At 39.3% G+C, this 16,367-nt stretch carries 15 protein-coding genes, 1 riboswitch and 1 other annotated feature; of the genes, 4 read left to right on the top strand and 11 right to left on the bottom strand.

The features are described from left to right. Nucleotides 1-8 precede the first annotated feature (8 nt). The 6 genes from BN1243_RS22790 to BN1243_RS19555 form a co-directional block, all read right to left on the bottom strand. Complete coding sequence (locus tag BN1243_RS22790; protein ID WP_230200262.1) at nt 9-347, bottom strand: hypothetical protein; 339 nt, start codon at nt 345-347, stop codon at nt 9-11. 172 nt (nt 348-519) lie between these two features. Beyond that, entirely contained in the window at nt 520-705 is a 186-nt protein-coding gene (locus tag BN1243_RS19575; RefSeq protein ID WP_062109660.1) for a sporulation protein Cse60, read from the bottom strand. 78 nt (nt 706-783) lie between these two features. After that, entirely contained in the window at nt 784-1,098 is a 315-nt protein-coding gene (locus tag BN1243_RS19570) for a rhodanese-like domain-containing protein (RefSeq protein WP_062109657.1), read from the bottom strand. Between the two features lie 84 nt (nt 1,099-1,182). Beyond that, complete coding sequence (gene leuS / locus BN1243_RS19565) at nt 1,183-3,597, bottom strand: leucine--tRNA ligase (protein ID WP_062109655.1); 2,415 nt, start codon at nt 3,595-3,597, stop codon at nt 1,183-1,185. Between the two features lie 74 nt (nt 3,598-3,671). Beyond that, nucleotides 3,672-3,896 (bottom strand) — a binding site (T-box leader). A 75-nt stretch (nt 3,897-3,971) separates the two neighbouring features. After that, complete coding sequence (locus BN1243_RS19560; RefSeq protein ID WP_062109652.1) at nt 3,972-5,153, bottom strand: MDR family MFS transporter; 1,182 nt, start codon at nt 5,151-5,153, stop codon at nt 3,972-3,974. 161 nt (nt 5,154-5,314) lie between these two features. Continuing rightward, entirely contained in the window at nt 5,315-5,605 is a 291-nt protein-coding gene (locus tag BN1243_RS19555) for a YtzC family protein (RefSeq protein WP_062109650.1), read from the bottom strand. 128 nt (nt 5,606-5,733) lie between these two features. On the opposite strand from BN1243_RS19555, the gene BN1243_RS19550 reads away from it, so the two are divergent. Then, nucleotides 5,734-6,306: a tRNA 5-(aminomethyl)-2-thiouridylate-methyltransferase MnmM gene (locus BN1243_RS19550; protein ID WP_062109649.1), complete on the top strand. Its 573-nt coding sequence runs from the start codon at nt 5,734-5,736 to the stop codon at nt 6,304-6,306. Between the two features lie 224 nt (nt 6,307-6,530). Here BN1243_RS19550 and BN1243_RS19545 read toward each other — a convergent pair whose 3' ends face one another. After that, nucleotides 6,531-7,631 (bottom strand): tetraprenyl-beta-curcumene synthase family protein, encoded by a 1,101-nt coding sequence (locus BN1243_RS19545; protein ID WP_062109647.1) that lies wholly within the window; start codon nt 7,629-7,631, stop codon nt 6,531-6,533. A gap of 346 nt (nt 7,632-7,977) precedes the next feature. On the opposite strand from BN1243_RS19545, the gene BN1243_RS19540 reads away from it, so the two are divergent. The 3 genes from BN1243_RS19540 (at nt 7,978) to BN1243_RS19530 (ending at nt 11,215) form a co-directional block, all read left to right on the top strand. Beyond that, entirely contained in the window at nt 7,978-9,486 is a 1,509-nt protein-coding gene (locus tag BN1243_RS19540; RefSeq protein WP_062109645.1) for a DUF1846 domain-containing protein, read from the top strand. A gap of 204 nt (nt 9,487-9,690) precedes the next feature. Further along, a complete protein-coding gene (locus BN1243_RS19535; RefSeq protein ID WP_062109643.1) occupies nt 9,691-10,206 on the top strand; it encodes a gamma carbonic anhydrase in 516 nt (171 codons plus the stop codon). A 178-nt stretch (nt 10,207-10,384) separates the two neighbouring features. Continuing rightward, nucleotides 10,385-11,215 (top strand): C39 family peptidase, encoded by an 831-nt coding sequence (locus tag BN1243_RS19530; protein ID WP_062109641.1) that lies wholly within the window; start codon nt 10,385-10,387, stop codon nt 11,213-11,215. 109 nt (nt 11,216-11,324) lie between these two features. Here BN1243_RS19530 and asnB read toward each other — a convergent pair whose 3' ends face one another. The 4 genes from asnB to BN1243_RS19510 all read right to left on the bottom strand — a co-directional run bounded on the left by asnB (nt 11,325) and on the right by BN1243_RS19510 (nt 16,300). Beyond that, entirely contained in the window at nt 11,325-13,217 is a 1,893-nt protein-coding gene (asnB, locus tag BN1243_RS19525) for an asparagine synthase (glutamine-hydrolyzing) (RefSeq protein WP_062109639.1), read from the bottom strand. Nucleotides 13,218-13,458: 241 nt separating this feature from the next. Continuing rightward, the gene (gene metK / locus BN1243_RS19520; protein WP_062109637.1) at nt 13,459-14,658 is read right to left on the bottom strand and encodes a methionine adenosyltransferase; all 1,200 of its coding nucleotides are present in this window, start codon (nt 14,656-14,658) and stop codon (nt 13,459-13,461) included. 146 nt (nt 14,659-14,804) lie between these two features. Next, a riboswitch (SAM riboswitch) is annotated at nt 14,805-14,911 on the bottom strand. Nucleotides 14,912-14,969: 58 nt separating this feature from the next. Beyond that, nucleotides 14,970-15,212, bottom strand: coding sequence for a DUF2584 domain-containing protein (locus tag BN1243_RS19515; protein WP_062109635.1), 243 nt, complete (start codon nt 15,210-15,212; stop codon nt 14,970-14,972). 296 nt (nt 15,213-15,508) lie between these two features. After that, nucleotides 15,509-16,300, bottom strand: coding sequence for an alpha/beta hydrolase family protein (locus tag BN1243_RS19510; protein WP_062109633.1), 792 nt, complete (start codon nt 16,298-16,300; stop codon nt 15,509-15,511). Between the last annotated feature and the right edge of the window lie 67 nt (nt 16,301-16,367).

Here is a 16,367-nt window from a genome sequence, read left to right as displayed (position 1 = left end):
GATCGGTTCTATTCGACCGAACAAAGGGATTTCCCACCAACGGTCGGATTGAACGCTTCTATTCGACCAAACATAGCGGATTTCCCACCAACGGGCGAATTGAACACTTCTATTCGACCAAACATAGCGGATTTTCCACCAACGGTCGAATTGGACGCTTCTATTCGACCAAACAAAGCGAATTTCCCAGCAATGGTCGAATTGATCGGTTCTATTCGACCGAACAAAGGGATTTTCCTAGCAACGGTCGAATTGGACGCTTCTATTCGACCAAAAAAAGGGATTTTCCCACCAACGGTCGAATTGATCGCTTCTATTCGACCAAAAAAAAGGGATTTTCCCACCAACGGTCGGATTGAACGCTTCTATTCGACCGAAGAAAGAGCATTTCCCAGCAACGGTCGAATTGAACTGTTCTTTTCACCGCCAATTCAAAGTAAACACCTCTAAAATTTCATAAAAAAATAGCGGATCCCATTCAGGAGCTACCCGCTATTCCACGCAACAATTTTCCCTCTATTATTCCGCTCGATAAAGCACCATTGCACTAAAACAATAAACTTGCTCCGCTCCTGCATCACCTATAAGAGCAACATTGTATTTGATATCTTTTAAATTTTTTGGTTCTAGTTCCGCTAGAAACTCGTTGATTTCTTCTTCTAAATCCTCTTCATGTTCACAATCGAATAGCCTCACTTGTAACATTTTATCCACCCCTCAGGATATTTTTAACAGTTTATCCAAAGGGGATGGATTTTAAACTATTCAGAATAAAACGTTAAATTATAATTTAGGTTCAGTATGACCAGTCCATTTCAACATACCACCGACCATATTTGTTACCTTATAGCCGAGTTCATTAAGGTAATCACATGTCCTTCCACTTCGCCCGCCTGAACGACAAATTATAATATATTCCTGGTTTATATCTAACTTATCAAGATGTTCTGGAATTTCCCCCATCGGGATATGTACCGCGCCAAGTATCATTCCCTCTGCAACCTCTTCATCCTCACGAACATCTATTAAATTTAATGTGTCTTCTGTCTCTAATAACTTTTCTAATTCCTCTGGAGTAATCGTTTTTACTTCATTCATCTGCCATGTTCCTCCTTACAAAAGGGCTACCTTGTAACTGATAGCCCTTTAATATTATTACGGGTCACGTGTTCTCGCTAACCCTTAATTTGCAACAATATTCACTAGTTTTCCTGGTACCGCGATTACTTTACGAATTGTTTTACCTTCAATCATTTCTTTAATTTTGTCATTTTCTAAAGCTAATTTTTCCAATTCTTCACGAGAAGCATCACGAGCAACGAATAATTTGGAACGAACCTTTCCATTAACTTGGATCACAATTTCTACTTCATTATCAACCAATTTTGTCTCGTCATATTGAGGCCAAGGCTTATAGGAAATTGTTTCATCATGACCCAATTTCTCCCACAATTCTTCAGCAATATGCGGACATATAGGGGCAAGCATCTTCACAAATCCTTCTGCATACTCTTTTGGAAGAACATCTGCACGATAGGCTTCATTAATAAACACCATCAATTGAGATATCCCTGTATTAAAATGAAGATGTTCATAATCTTCGGTTACCTTCTTAACAGTTTGATGGTATACCTTCTCCAATTCTCCGCCAGCAACATCTTTAATCTTCTCTGAAATGGTTCCGCCATCTGTTACAAACAATCTCCATATCCGGTCAAGGAAACGGCGAGATCCATCAAGTCCTGTTGTTGACCAAGCAATCGAAGCATCCAATGGGCCCATGAACATTTCATATAAACGCAATGTGTCTGCCCCATGACTATCCACTATGTCATCTGGATTGACAACATTCCCCTTAGATTTACTCATTTTCTCATGGTTTTCCCCAAGTATCATCCCTTGGTTAAACAACTTTTGGAATGGTTCCTTCGTTGGAACTACCCCAATATCATATAAAAATTTGTGCCAGAAACGAGCGTATAGCAAATGAAGAACAGCGTGTTCCGCGCCACCAATATACATATCAACAGGAAGCCATTTATCAAGTAATTCCTTTTCTGCTAAAGCTTGATCATTATCAGGATCAATGTAACGAAGGTAGTACCAGCAGCTTCCAGCCCATTGTGGCATCGTGTTCGTTTCCCGACGACCTTTTTTCCCTGTTTTAGGATCAACAACATTTAACCAGTCAGAAATATTCGCAAGTGGGGATTCTCCCGTACCAGATGGCCTAATTTCACTCGTTTTCGGTAAAATTAGCGGTAATTCCTCATCAGGTACTCCGCTCATCGTTCCATCTTCCCAATGAATAATCGGAATCGGTTCGCCCCAGTAGCGTTGACGGCTGAACAACCAATCACGAAGACGGTATGTGACCTTTTTCGTCCCAACACCTTCTTTTTCCAACCATTCAATCATTGTGGAAATTGCTTCTTCTTTATTCAAGCCATCCAAGAAGCCGGAATTGACATGTTTCCCGTCACCTGTATAAGCAGTATCTTCAATATTTCCTCCAGCAACAACTTCTACAATCTCAAGTCCAAATTTACGGGCAAATTCATAGTCGCGCTCATCATGAGCAGGAACAGCCATAATCGCACCTGTTCCGTATGACATTAATACGTAATCGGCAATCCAGATTGGAATTTTTTTACCATTAACAGGGTTCACTGCATAAGCTCCTGTAAAAACACCTGTTTTATCTTTGGCAAGATCCGTTCTTTCCAAATCGCTTTTCGTTTTCACTTTTTGAATATAAGCTTCTACATCGTCTTTTTGACTAGCTGTCGTAATTTTTTCTACAAAAGGATGTTCAGGAGATAATACTGCATATGTTGCTCCAAACAGCGTATCTGGGCGAGTTGTAAAAACAGTAAATGTATCCGCGTGGCCATCAATGCCAAATACAACTTCAGCTCCTTCAGAACGGCCAATCCAATTGCGTTGCATGTCTTTAATACTTTCTGGCCAATCTAGTTCTTCCAAATCTTCTAGCAAGCGGTCAGCGTACTTCGTAATTCGCAAAATCCACTGTTTCATTGGACGGCGCTCAACTGGATGCCCACCACGCTCACTTTTCCCATCGATTACTTCTTCATTTGCAAGTACTGTGCCAAGGGCAGGACACCAGTTTACTGGCACCTCATCTACGTAAGCAAGACCTTTTTCATACAACTGCAAAAAAATCCATTGTGTCCATTTATAATAATGTGGATCTGTCGTGTTAATTTCGCGATCCCAATCATATGAAAAACCGAGTTCTTTAATTTGCCTTTTGAATGTTTCAATATTTTTTTGAGTGAATTCAGCTGGGTCATTGCCTGTATCCAAAGCATATTGTTCAGCGGGAAGACCAAATGCATCCCAGCCCATTGGGTGAAGAACATTATATCCTTGCATACGTTTCATTCTAGACAGGATATCGGTTGCTGTATAGCCTTCTGGATGCCCTACATGAAGACCAGCACCTGAAGGATATGGAAACATATCTAATGCATAGAATTTTTCTCCATCCTTATATACATCTGTTTTAAACGTTTTTTTATTTTCCCAGTACGTTTGCCACTTTTTTTCAATTTCTTTATGATTGAAACTCATAAGTCATCCTCCTATTTTCCAAAAACTATATCTATAGTTATAAATAGCAAAAAAACCTCCCATCCCAAAAAAACTTTTGGGACGAGAGGTTTGAGTTCTCCCGCGGTACCACCCACATTAATGCTGTGTGCATTCGCTTCGTTCATCCTTAACGCGGAAAACGGCATGAACTAATAGGAATCTCTGTTCATTCATGCAACTAGAAAGGCGAGTTCATGATTCTCCCTGATTGGCTTTCACCACCCGCCAATTCTCTAGACAGTTCGTAATCACTACTAATCCTTTGTTAACGTTCAACTATATAATCATGATATTCCCCATTGTAATCAAATTTATACAGAATATCAAGGAACTTTTTGACAATAATTCTCCATTTATGATACTGTTTTTTCCTTTACCTTTAAAGGATGATCATAAAATGATGATAAAACAAGTGCAAAGACAAGTAGTATTATGAGTATGAAAAATAACATCGACATGCCATACATATCCACAAGCAATCCACCTAGAACAGGTCCAATCATTCTTCCGCCGGTGGCTGTACTATTCACAATTCCTTGGTAAAAACCTTCTCTGCCGCGCGGAGCTAATTGATTCGCAACAGTGGGCACAACTGGCCAAACAAGCATTTCGCCAATGCTTAAGATGGCCATTGCTGCAACAAAACCTTTAAACTCATCTGCAAAACTGACAAGACCAAAAGAAATAATAAAAATCCCGTATCCAACTAACATTTGTCCCTTTAAATTGCTCCCTCCAAATTTCTTGAGGATCCCTTGCAAAATCGGTTGTCCTAACACAATGATGGCACCGTTAATCGTCCATAGGATACTATACTGTGTTAAGGATATGTTTATTTCTTGTGTATAGGCTGAAATCGTCGCTTGCCACTGAACATAACAAACCCAGCCTAAAAAATATCCCGCACAAATAATAACTAGTGCATAAAACTTTCCTTTTTCCCGTATTGTTTTTCGTTCATGCAATACGTTCGTTTGTCCTAATTGTTGCTCGGCAATATTTTTATAACCAAATAAGGCAATTAACAGAAAAAGAATGTACATAAAAAGATTAGCAATAAATATATAGTCAAAAGAATAAGAGGCGATTAAGCCACCCAAAGCTGAACCTAAGGCAACACCAGCATTTTGGGCAACATATACAGCGTTAAATGCTTTCCGGCCTCCTTCTTTCCAAACAGAACCAGCCATGGCAAACATAGATGGAAAAGTAATTCCTCCGCCAAAACCTAGAAAGGCTAAAAAAATGACGTAATATGGCCAGCCATGCCAGAAGCTCATCCCTGTTAAAGATAAAACAGAAATAATAATTCCTAATAAAATTGAGCGATAGCCGCCAATTTTATCATAAAGAAATCCGCCAAGAAGGTTTCCGACCACGCTTGTGCCAGAGTTCAACATTAAAACAAATCCTGCAACTGATAATGATTTCCCCAAATAATCATGGATGTAAATTGCATTCAATGGCCATAAAAAAGAACCACCCGTCATGCTAATTAACATCCCAATAACCAATAACCACAATGCTCTAGGCATGATCAGCCCTCCTCTCCCGAGTACCAAACACATTCTAATCCTTTTATGTATACGGTGCAAGAAACGCATTGAATAAAATAAATTCAGTAAATTCTCCTTAATAAAACACGTCTAGAGATCTAAAAAAGCGCTCTGAGAGAGACCCTCAAAGCGCTTAGGCTTTAGTGCAATGTCGTGTATGATGGACCACCGTGGTTATGGAGAATCATTTCATTTTGTAGCTGCTGCACTTTTATACGGGTACGATCAAGTCGCTCTCGTTGCTGAGCATTAGAACTATCTTTTAACTTTTCAAGTTCCATAATTGCTTGTCCTAACTCTTCTTGAGCTTCACTAAACTCCACGTCGTAATAGTGCTCTTGCTTGCGCGCCTCCGTTAATTGATCACTAGCATAAGAAAAGGCTTCTTCACAACGATTAATGCAGTTATCAACTGATAGTCGCGTTGCCACTCATGATCCTCTCCTTACCCCGTTTTGTCCCCAAACTTCCTGGGGTCTTTTCTAGTTTGTTCTCAAAAGAGATTTGCTATGATAAAATTTTTTGGTAATTACTTTATAAATAAAGGTGCTGAAATGATGTGACCTTACAACCAATTCTTGTTTTTGTACGAACTTTAATGCAAAGTGTGCTTCATGATGAAGCTATCGCCATCGATGCGACCGTTGGAAATGGACATGATACCGTCTTTTTAGCAAAGCTTGTGGGAGAAGCTGGCAAAGTATATGGATTTGATATTCAAGCGGAGGCCATTGAAGTAACAAACAAGCGGCTTATAGAGGAAGGTTTAGCGGAAAGGGTTGCTCTCTTTCAACTAGGACACGAGAATGCAGAAATGGTTATTCCGTTAGAAGATCATGGCAATGTTGCAGCTGCTATTTTTAATTTAGGTTATTTGCCTAAAGGAGATAAATCGATTATTACGAAACCGGAAACCACCATTTCAGCTGTAGAACAGATGCTAAAAATGCTTAAAGTCGGCGGCATTGTCGTTCTCGTCGTCTATCATGGCCATGATGGAGGAGCTGAAGAACGGGACACACTGCTTCAGTATGTTACGACATTAAATCAGGAAAAATTTCAAGTTCTTCAGTACTCCTTTATAAACCAAAGAAATCATCCACCATTTGTGTTGGCTATTGAAAAAAGATGACTGATATCCATAGATGACCCGTTCCCTAAAGAAATAATTCTTTCGGGAACTAGAGGGTTTCTTGAAATGCTCCCTGCCAACTTTTCCATTGAGGTAGGTGACTATTTTCTCAGACGACCGTTACACCATTTTTTTTTGCTTTCGGCGTTCCGAGTGTTTAGATTTAGTTTCTTAACCATCTCTAATATGGAGCCAACTAAGTGAATGCATCTCACACTTCCTGATCATCCTCCTGCAGCTGATTCCATAGAAGATGGGCGACTAAATAGGTTGCGTGCCCTCCGATAAAGCCTTCCATTCCAGTAAAAGAAATAACCAGTCATCCCGCTTCGCTTCATCATTTTTTTAGCAAGTAAACGAACCTCTTTTTGCTGATGAACCTTATTATCAGAAAGATACACAGCTAAAAGGCCGCGATTAATTAACTGATGAAATTTAGGATCGGGCAGCAACTTTGTATGTTTGTCCGCTTCTTCAAGAAAATGAATGATTCGTTCAAATAGTTGTTCTTCATTTTCATAATAAAAACAAAAATTAAGATCTCCACCTTGACGATCCTCTTCTTGATCAATAAAGTAATCCAGCATAATATGTAACCCTTGAATATATGGAAAATATCCATTTCGAATCATCTGCGCGTATTCAACCTTGAAATCTTCACGAAGAGCATATGAAACAAGACAAAAAATGCCTAATGTTGAGCCTGAACAAGCGGAAAACTCATACCAATCCATCTCTGGCAGATCATTTTTATGTTCCAAAAACCATTTTTTCAAACGTCCTTCTCGCTCTTCTACCTTAACATGCTTATGGATTTGAAGATCACAATAATATCGGCATAATTCCAATAAATATGGTTTAATTTCATCATAATATGGAACACTTTTTAAAACCATTTGGCATGTTTGCACAAGTTCCGTCAAATATCCTCCATCGTCCTGATCTTCCCGAAAGTGATAATAGTTTTGAGTCTCTGCTCCAACCGTTAACGAATCGATCATCGCTGCATGCAAAGCCGCAAAATCATTTGGATCCAATGATGTACTCCGATCACAAAGATTATCCAAATAATCACTAATCGTTTGATAAGCAACAATAAATCGAATCGCTTTTTCCATTCCTTTAAGAGCAGTTAAAGCCATAATCGCTCCACCTTCGCAATGAAAGGTTTTATGTTCGATACTTGCAAGGGCTTGTGTTCTTAATTCTTCATTAGAAATTTCTGCAGCCCTTCTTTTCCAATGAGACAATTCGCGATGAACGATCGGGAAAACATGTCTAAAAACTTGATTTAATAAATTTACAGGATGTAGTGGCAATGACATTAGAATTCACCTCGTTACAGTACTTATCTCTATTATAACCAGACTCTCCCTTAACCAAAATATTTGGTGAAATATGGATAATTTTCAGTAGAGAAACTTGATGAAAAATAAAATTCCGAGAACCAGTAGATGGTTGAAACTACTTCATGTTTCTACCAATAAGACGAGTCAACAAGGTACGATAACCTGTTCTAGATACTTGATAATTTCTAGTAAATAGGGTAATAATTAATGGTATAACTTGTCACTGTGGGAGTGGCAAGTTTTTTCAATTATAAATTAGGGATAACATTAAGTTTACACATAGAAAATTTTACAATATGACTGAAAGAGAGCGGTAAGAAACATGAAAAAAATCGGATTTGATTCGGAGAAATACTTGCAAGAACAATCTTCCTATATCCTAGAGCGAGTGCAGCACTATGATAAACTTTACTTGGAGTTCGGCGGAAAGTTAATCGGAGATAAACATGCGAAACGAGTATTGCCAGGGTTTGACGAAGATGCAAAGCTAAAGTTACTGGCTACTTTAAAAGATCAAGCGGAGATCATCATCTGCGTGTATGCAAAAGACATCGAACGGAATAAAGTACGTGAAGATTATGGCATCACATATGACCAAGATGTCTTGCGTTTGATCGATGAATACCGCGGATACGGTATTTCTGTTAATAGTGTTTTGATTACTCGTTACCAAGAACAGCCGAATGCGAAAGTATTTATGACGAAATTGGAACGGAGCGGCATCAAGGTTTTCACTCATCGCGCTATTGAAGCTTATCCAACAAATGTGGAAGCAGTCATCGGTGAAGATGGATTTGCAAGAAATCCATATATTGAAACGACTAAGCCTATCGTAGTCGTGACGGCACCTGGTCCTGCAAGTGGAAAGTTGGCAACTTGTCTAAATCAAATGTACCACGAACATGAACGGGGAAATAAAATAGGTTACGCCAAGTTCGAAACTTTTCCTGTTTGGAACTTGCCATTAAAACATCCGGTAAATATCGCCTATGAAGCCGCAACAGTTGATTTAAAAGATGTGAATATGATCGATAACTATCACTATGAGGCTTACGGAGAAGTGGCGGTCAATTATAATCGCGATATCGAAACGTTCCCAGTCATAAAACGGATCATTGAAAAAATTACTGGTAAAGAATCAGTTTATCAATCACCGACGGATATGGGTGTCAATCGCTTGAAGACAGGTATTATAGACGATCAAGTCGTAAGGGAAGCTGCAAAACAAGAAATCATTCGGCGCAGTTTCGCTGTAGAAAATGATTACAAAAAAGGACTAGTTGACGAAGAGACCCTTCGTCGTATGCAAGTAATTTTGGAAGAGATCGACTTAAAAAAAGAGGACCGGGTTCCTGTATTACCAGCACGCGAATATGCAAAAACGGTACAGGATAAGATTGGCAGCACGAATCCTCAAGCAGTAATTGCGATCGAACTATTGAACGGCGAAATCATTACTGGACGAACTACAGCTCTGATGGATGCTTCGGCTGCAGCGATTCTGAATGGGTTGAAGTCGCTAGCCAATATTGCTGATGAAATTGACCTTTTAGCGCCGATGATTTTACAAACGATCCAGCGGTTGAAAAAAGATGATCTAAACAGCAGAGTACCGACATTAAGTGCCAATGAATTATTGATCGCATTAGCAATAAGTGCCGTCACCAATCCAACTGCTCAGCTTGCTTATCAACAACTGCCAAATTTAAAAGCTACTCAAGCTCATTCTACGGTCATTTTAAACAGAGAAAACGAACAGACCTTGAAAAAACTTGGCATCGATATTACGAATGATCCAGTATATCCTACAGAAAATCTGTATTACAATTAAATTAAACGATACTTATATAGTTCTGTCTTCCATTAGATTATTGCGAACAGATTAATAATCGAGGGAGACAACTTGTCACTTCCTGTTCCGGGATGTTGGTTATTAATAACCAACATTACCCTCAGAATTGGAGGCGGCAAGTTTTTTATATACCTAAGTATCCCTTTTATTACATACCAAAAAGGTCCAAGGAGGAAATTAAAAATGGCTATTTATCCATTTGCAGGGAAAACACCCGTTATTCATGAATCGGTTTTTCTGGCTGATCATGTAACAATTACAGGTGATGTAAAAATTGGCGCGGAATCAAGTATCTGGTTCAATTCCGTAATTCGTGGGGATGTTGCGCCAACTGTCATAGGTGAAAGAGTCAACGTTCAAGATAATTCTGTCCTTCATCAAAGCCCGAACGAGCCATTAATTGTTGAAGATGATGTGACGATTGGACATCAAGTCATTTTACATAGTTGTAAGATTAGAAAAAGAGCCTTAATCGGTATGGGTTCCATTATCCTAGATGGTGCAGAAATTGGAGAAGGAGCTTTTATTGGAGCTGGAAGTCTTGTTTCCCAAGGTAAATCAATCCCACCAAACACTCTCGCTTTCGGCAGACCAGCACGAGTTATTAGGGAACTAACAAAAGAAGATGTTCAAGATATGGAGCGCATTAGCCGAGAATATGCCGAAAAAGCTCAGTATTATAAATCTCTCCAAAGTTAGTATTGGAAAAATCCTGATACTGGCCGATAAAATGAGTAAGGAATAAATCGCGATTAGTTCGGACCTTCAGTATGCGTTTTAAGGGTGTTGCGAACTCAGCTTTTGTTCTGTATTTATCAGTGAGGATGGAAGAATCTCCTGCTGATTGAAGTTTCACTTTTATTGGAGGGGTCAGACGATGGAAATCCTGCTATTTCTAATTATTATTAGTTCGGCTACTCTACTGTTTCTTTTTTTCATTAAAATTTCTTCATCTAGAAAATGGTTGGCAATATTGGGAATAACCTTTTTAGTAACAATTTTATTAGTTGTTCTTCCCGTTATTTCGGATGAGAAAATAGAGGCAGATGAACGACCAGCATTTCAACGTATCCAAAAACAAAACAATTTTGATGTTATTAAAATAAAGAAGAGTGTTTTAATTGACGCACCTGTTATCCCTCAGTTTCCAGAATTACCAAGGGGATGTGAGGTCACATCTCTTGCTATGTTACTTCAAAGTGCAGGGGTTGAAGCCGATAAAATGAACCTTGCAGAGGAAGTCGTAAAAGATCCTACACCACATACGATAAAAAACGGGCAGATTCACTTTGGCAATCCTCATAAAGGATTTGTTGGTAATATGTACACTTTCAGCAAACCTGGATATGGTGTCTACCACGAACCAATTTTGAAATTAGGGGAAAACTACCTACCAAATAAGATGATTAATTTATCTGGACAATCTTTCGAAGAGTTAAAAATTCCACTCTCGGACGGGCGTCCTGTTTGGGTAATTATCAATATCGAATACCGCGAACTTGAGGAGTCATACTTCCAAACTTGGCAGACTGATGAAGGAGAAATTAAGATTACTCGCAAAGAGCATTCGGTGTTGATAACTGGGTATGACGAGGAGTACATTTATTTCAATGACCCTTATACAGCTCAGAAAAATAAAAAGGCACCCATCAAAGACTTCGAAAAGTCATGGGTGCAAATGGGAAGCCAAGCACTCACCTATAAATAAAGGCGTGTCCTACAGGCTGAACGACTCTTACGAGATAAAAGAAACACCAGTAAGCCGTTATGTTACTTATCGTAAGAAGAGTCGGAAAGCCTGCAAACCATTGCCAAACTTACAGGTGAGCTAAGGCTTTTTTATTTTGCTCTTGAAAATCATATTGACCTTCAAGGTAAACAGCGTGCCAAATCATAAAGACAAGCACAGTCCATATTTTTCTGCTATGATCTGCTTTACCTTGACAATGATCTTCAAGTAAATTTAGCACATATTGTTTGTCGATTAGATGATCGGTCCCACTGTTTCGAATGATATTCTTTGCCCAGTCATGCATTTCATCCTTTAACCAGTGACGAATTGGGACAGGAAAGCCGAGCTTTCTGCGGTATAATACATGATCTGGAATAATCCCTTCAGCTGCTTTACGCAAGACGTATTTTGTAGTCCCGTCAGCCGTTTTTAAACTAGTTGGAATCCGAGAAGCTACTCTAAATACTTCCTTATCGAGAAACGGTACCCGTAATTCAAGTGAATGGGCCATTGTCACTTTATCGGCCTTCAATAAAATATCACCACGCATCCACGTATGAATATCAATATATTGCATACGCTCAACTGGATCATAACCAACCGTCTCATCGTATAGAGGTTTCGTAATATCACGGAAATCAATCGAATTGTTGTACTTTCGAAGCAACTGGCGCTTTTCTGCTTCAGAGAACATCTTCGCGTTTCCAATATAACGCTCTTCCATTGGTGTTACACCGCGTTCAATGAAGCTCTTACCCTTCACACCTTCAGGAAGAACATTGGCAAGTGCTCTCAAAATTGTTTTTCCAACTTTTGGTATTTTATTGAATACTTCCAGCGATTGTGGTTCACGATAAATATTGTAACCACCAAATAATTCATCTGAGCCTTCTCCTGATAATACGACAGTCACATGCTTTCTTGCTTCACGTGCAACGAAATAAAGTGGTACACAAGCCGGATCTGCCAATGGATCATCCATATACCACATAATTTTCGGCAGTTCCTTCATATACTCTTCGGGAGTAATGACATAACTAATATTTTCAACGCCGAGCTTATCAGCTGTTTCCTTAGCAACGTCAATTTCACTAAAACCATCACGCTGAAAGCCGACAGAGAAAGTTTTAATATTAGGATTGTAAAGCTTAGCAATTGAAACAATGATCGTAGAGTCAATTCCACCTGATAGGAAAGAACCTACAGGAACATCACTTCTCATATGGACATTAACAGAATCAAATAAAACATCCTTAATTTCTTGAATAAATTCATTTTCCGATTTATGAACCGGCTGAAAATGTGCTTTCCAATAACGAGAAATTCGCATTGGCTCGCCCACTTTTTTTGTAAAATAATGACCTGGTTCTAGCTTTTTAATCCCATTCGTCATTGTTTCTGGCTCAGGAACGAACTGATAAGTCATATATTGTTGGAGTGCATCCGCATTTAACTCATTTTGTTCCATAGCAAGCAGGATGCTTTTTTTCTCAGACGCAAACAGGGTACGTTCCCCATCCTCTTTATAGAAGAAAGGTTTAATCCCGAACGGATCTCTCGCACCAAACAATTCTTGCTTTTCTTTATCCCAAATTAAAAAGCCAAACATGCCGCGTAGTTTTTCTACAGCTTTCTCCCTTAATTGGCTATAAAGAGCTATGATCACTTCTGTATCAGAAGAAGATTCGAAAGTCATACCTTGCTTTAGTAATTCTTCGCGTAATTCAACATAGTTATAAATTTCTCCATTGAAAATAATCCAATAACGGCCATTTTCATAAGAAAGCGGCTGCTGCCCACTCTCAATATCGATGATGCTTAGTCTTCGAAAACCAAATTGAACATATTCGTCCTCAAAATAGCCTTCATCATCGGGACCGCGGTGAGTAATAATTTGATTCATTTCGTGAAATAGTTCTTGATCGGGCATTTTTTCCTTCGTTGGATTATCATGGATGCAACCGACAAAACCGCACATAATTTGACACTCCTCTATATAAAAACGATATTCGTTTCAAGCATAAGTTTCAGCGTATATTACATAATAATTTAGAGTAAGATTAGTTTACGCAGAGTCAGTTAAATTAACCAATCTTAAGACAATATTCGAACTTAACTTTAAATGCCAGTGCTATCATTCTATCATTTTCTACAGCATTTTGTCAGTATCCTAGAAAAAAATAACAGAGCTATGGTTAGCCCTGTTAATTGAATATTCATTAGTTAACTGATTTTAAAATGGCCTCTGCTTTATCTGTTTGTTCCCAAGGAAGATTAACATCAGTTCGACCAAAATGGCCGTATGCAGCCGTCTGTTTATATATAGGACGACGTAGATCAAGCATTTTAATAATTCCAGCAGGTCGTAGATCAAAGTTCTCTCGAATAGCTTCAACAAGTGCTCCTTCGGAAACTTTCCCCGTACCGAAAGTATCGACGGAAATCGATACTGGTTGAGCAACACCAATCGCATAGGCAAGCTGAACTTCACATTTATCAGCAAGACCAGAAGCAACGATATTTTTCGCGACATAACGCGCTGCGTACGCTGCTGAACGATCGACTTTAGTTGGATCCTTTCCAGAGAAAGCTCCCCCGCCATGGCGAGCATAACCGCCATAAGTATCGACAATAATTTTTCTTCCAGTTAAGCCAGCATCACCTTGAGGTCCCCCGATGACGAATCGACCAGTTGGATTAATAAAATATTTTGTATCCTCATCCAATAACTCGGCAGGCACAACTGGTTCAATGACATTCACTTTAATATCGTGTTGGATTTGTTCAAGAGTAACCTCTGGATGATGTTGAGCAGAAATAACGATCGTATCGATCCTTACAGGATTTCCTTCCTCGTCATATTCAACGGTCACCTGTGTTTTTCCATCAGGTCGTAGATAATCCAATATTTCCTCTTTTCGAACTTCCGAAAGTTTTCTTGAAAGTTTGTGAGCAAGTGAAACGGGAAGTGGCATTAATTCCTCTGTCTCATTACAAGCATAACCAAACATTAAGCCTTGATCCCCAGCTCCGATCGCTTCGATCTCAGCATCTGACATCTTTCCTTCCCGAGCTTCCAACGCTTGATTCACGCCTGAAGCAATATCCGGGGATTGTTCATCAATGGCTGTGATTACTCCACAAGTTTCAGCATCAAATCCATATTTAGCACGAGTATACCCAATTTCTTTTACTGTTTCCCTAACAATTTTGGGAATATCCACATAGGTTGTAGTGGAAATTTCCCCTGCAACTAGTACAAGTCCAGTCGTTATGGAAGTTTCACAGGCAACCCGAGCATTCGGATCATCCGCCAAAATCTCATCTAAAATAGAATCAGAAATTTGGTCACATATTTTGTCTGGATGTCCTTCCGTCACAGATTCGGATGTAAATAAACGACGACGATTACTTGACACCTATGTTCCTCCTTCATGAATGATAATCTTGACGGTACTCAATTCCTACTTTGAAAGGGTCAAAAAAATTTCCGAAAAAATAAAAAACCTTTCCTATTATTCATCACTTGAGGAAAGGTTTTTGGTTTAATCGTCCGAGCCTTTCACTCTTATCGTCCAAGGCTTAACCTTGCACCAGGTTAGCACCTTTCTGAAAATCAGTAGGTTGCCGGGTTTCACAGGGCCTGTTCCCTCCACCAGCTCAGGATAAGAGTATCCGTTCAATTGAAAATCATAACGCAAAATAGGAATTTGGTCAAGTAGAACAACTCTTAATTACTTGAATGTAATGCCCTTAATTCGTAAGTAACAATAGTTTGCCCATTTTCCCACTCCACTTTTTTAATAACTGCCGTTGCACGATGATCACTGTCAATCGTCTGTTTCACATCTAAAGGAATATCGAGCGGGTATAACCGATATCCATCTTTCACTAATTGGAACAGGTTTTCCTCCAATCTTTTCTCCTTTCCTTTTGTTACAATCATCGTATTTAATTCTAATGGCATCCCCATATTGAACTCCCCCCGTTTTTAAACTTTTTTGTACAATTTATCATTGATTTGGAACAAGTATTTTTCTATACGACGGTTCACGTCTTTTTAATTGTTGGAAGGTTGAATAGAAGCGGGTATTCGACCGGTTGCGCTTTTTCCAACCATGAACGGGCGAATAGAGCCCGGCTATTCCACCGTTCGAGCTTTTACTAACCACGAACAGGCGAATACAACTCCGCTATTCGACCATTCGACCGTTTCCACCAGTCACTCGGGAACATTAACAATTTTTTCTCTTTAATTACTTCTATTATCTAACGTTTTTGTTTTTTCATCCACTGGCATAAGTCCTTAACAACTTTCCGATTCGTTGCAGGCGGGAAGTAGTGGGTAAAATCATGAAAATACCAGGTATCAAATTTTCTTCCTAGTTCGCTGAGTTTCCCCTCGAGTTTCTTTGCGTGTTCGATGGAGACATTATGATCCTGTTCGCCGTGAATAATGAGGATAGGTGCATCCAATTTTCCCAGATCGGTTAGCGGGTTACGGGCATCATATTGTTCGGTAGCAGTGTTAGGCGATCCGCCAATTACTCGCTTCATCATTCTTCTTAAATCTTCCCGCTCCTCATAAGTAAGGGCTACATCAGAGACGCCGCCCCATGTTACAACAGAAGCAGCCTCCGGATATTCAATTCCAGTTAAAAGTGCCATAACACCTCCTCGTGAAAATCCAAAAATGTGAATCCGTTCGGGATTAACAGAAGATAAACTCTTCAAAATTTTGAATCCAGCGAAGGCATCATGGCGATCCGTTCCGGCAAAGTCTTCATTTCCTTCTCCGCCCCAATTGCCCCGGTAAAAAGGTGCGAATACGACAAAACCTTCTGAGGCAAATTGAGCGATCCGCGCCGGCCGCACCATGCCAACTCCTTTAATCCCACCGCGTAAATAGAGAAACCCATCATACTTTCCATCTTCAATTGGTTCGGCCAGCATACCCTTTACTTTCAGTCCCCTTGATAAATATGTAATTAAGGACAATTTCACATGAGGATTTGGAGAAGGAAAGGCTAGCTGTTCAACGATTACATTCGAATCACTCATACAAATTTTCTCCTTTAAAGAATTTTAAGATGCTTATAGGCTATCACACAATTTTTCCTTTTTCATA

This window comes from Bacillus niameyensis, assembly GCF_001375535.1.
Classification (GTDB): domain Bacteria; phylum Bacillota; class Bacilli; order Bacillales; family Bacillaceae_C; genus Lederbergia; species Lederbergia niameyensis.
The sequence above is the reverse complement of the archived record's forward strand: the minus strand, read 5'-3'. Positions and strand labels throughout refer to the sequence as shown.

Coding starts and splice junctions, on each gene's coding strand:
- BN1243_RS19575 (WP_062109660.1), bottom strand. CDS start 705: ATGTTACAAGTGAGGCTATTCGATTGTGAACATGAAGAGGATTTAGAA.
- BN1243_RS19570 (WP_062109657.1), bottom strand. CDS start 1,098: ATGAATGAAGTAAAAACGATTACTCCAGAGGAATTAGAAAAGTTATTA.
- leuS (WP_062109655.1), bottom strand. CDS start 3,597: ATGAGTTTCAATCATAAAGAAATTGAAAAAAAGTGGCAAACGTACTGG.
- BN1243_RS19560 (WP_062109652.1), bottom strand. CDS start 5,153: ATGCCTAGAGCATTGTGGTTATTGGTTATTGGGATGTTAATTAGCATG.
- BN1243_RS19545 (WP_062109647.1), bottom strand. CDS start 7,631: ATGTCATTGCCACTACATCCTGTAAATTTATTAAATCAAGTTTTTAGA.
- BN1243_RS19540 (WP_062109645.1), top strand. CDS start 7,978: ATGAAAAAAATCGGATTTGATTCGGAGAAATACTTGCAAGAACAATCT.
- BN1243_RS19535 (WP_062109643.1), top strand. CDS start 9,691: ATGGCTATTTATCCATTTGCAGGGAAAACACCCGTTATTCATGAATCG.
- BN1243_RS19530 (WP_062109641.1), top strand. CDS start 10,385: ATGGAAATCCTGCTATTTCTAATTATTATTAGTTCGGCTACTCTACTG.
- asnB (WP_062109639.1), bottom strand. CDS start 13,217: ATGTGCGGTTTTGTCGGTTGCATCCATGATAATCCAACGAAGGAAAAA.
- BN1243_RS19515 (WP_062109635.1), bottom strand. CDS start 15,212: ATGGGGATGCCATTAGAATTAAATACGATGATTGTAACAAAAGGAAAG.
- BN1243_RS19510 (WP_062109633.1), bottom strand. CDS start 16,300: ATGAGTGATTCGAATGTAATCGTTGAACAGCTAGCCTTTCCTTCTCCA.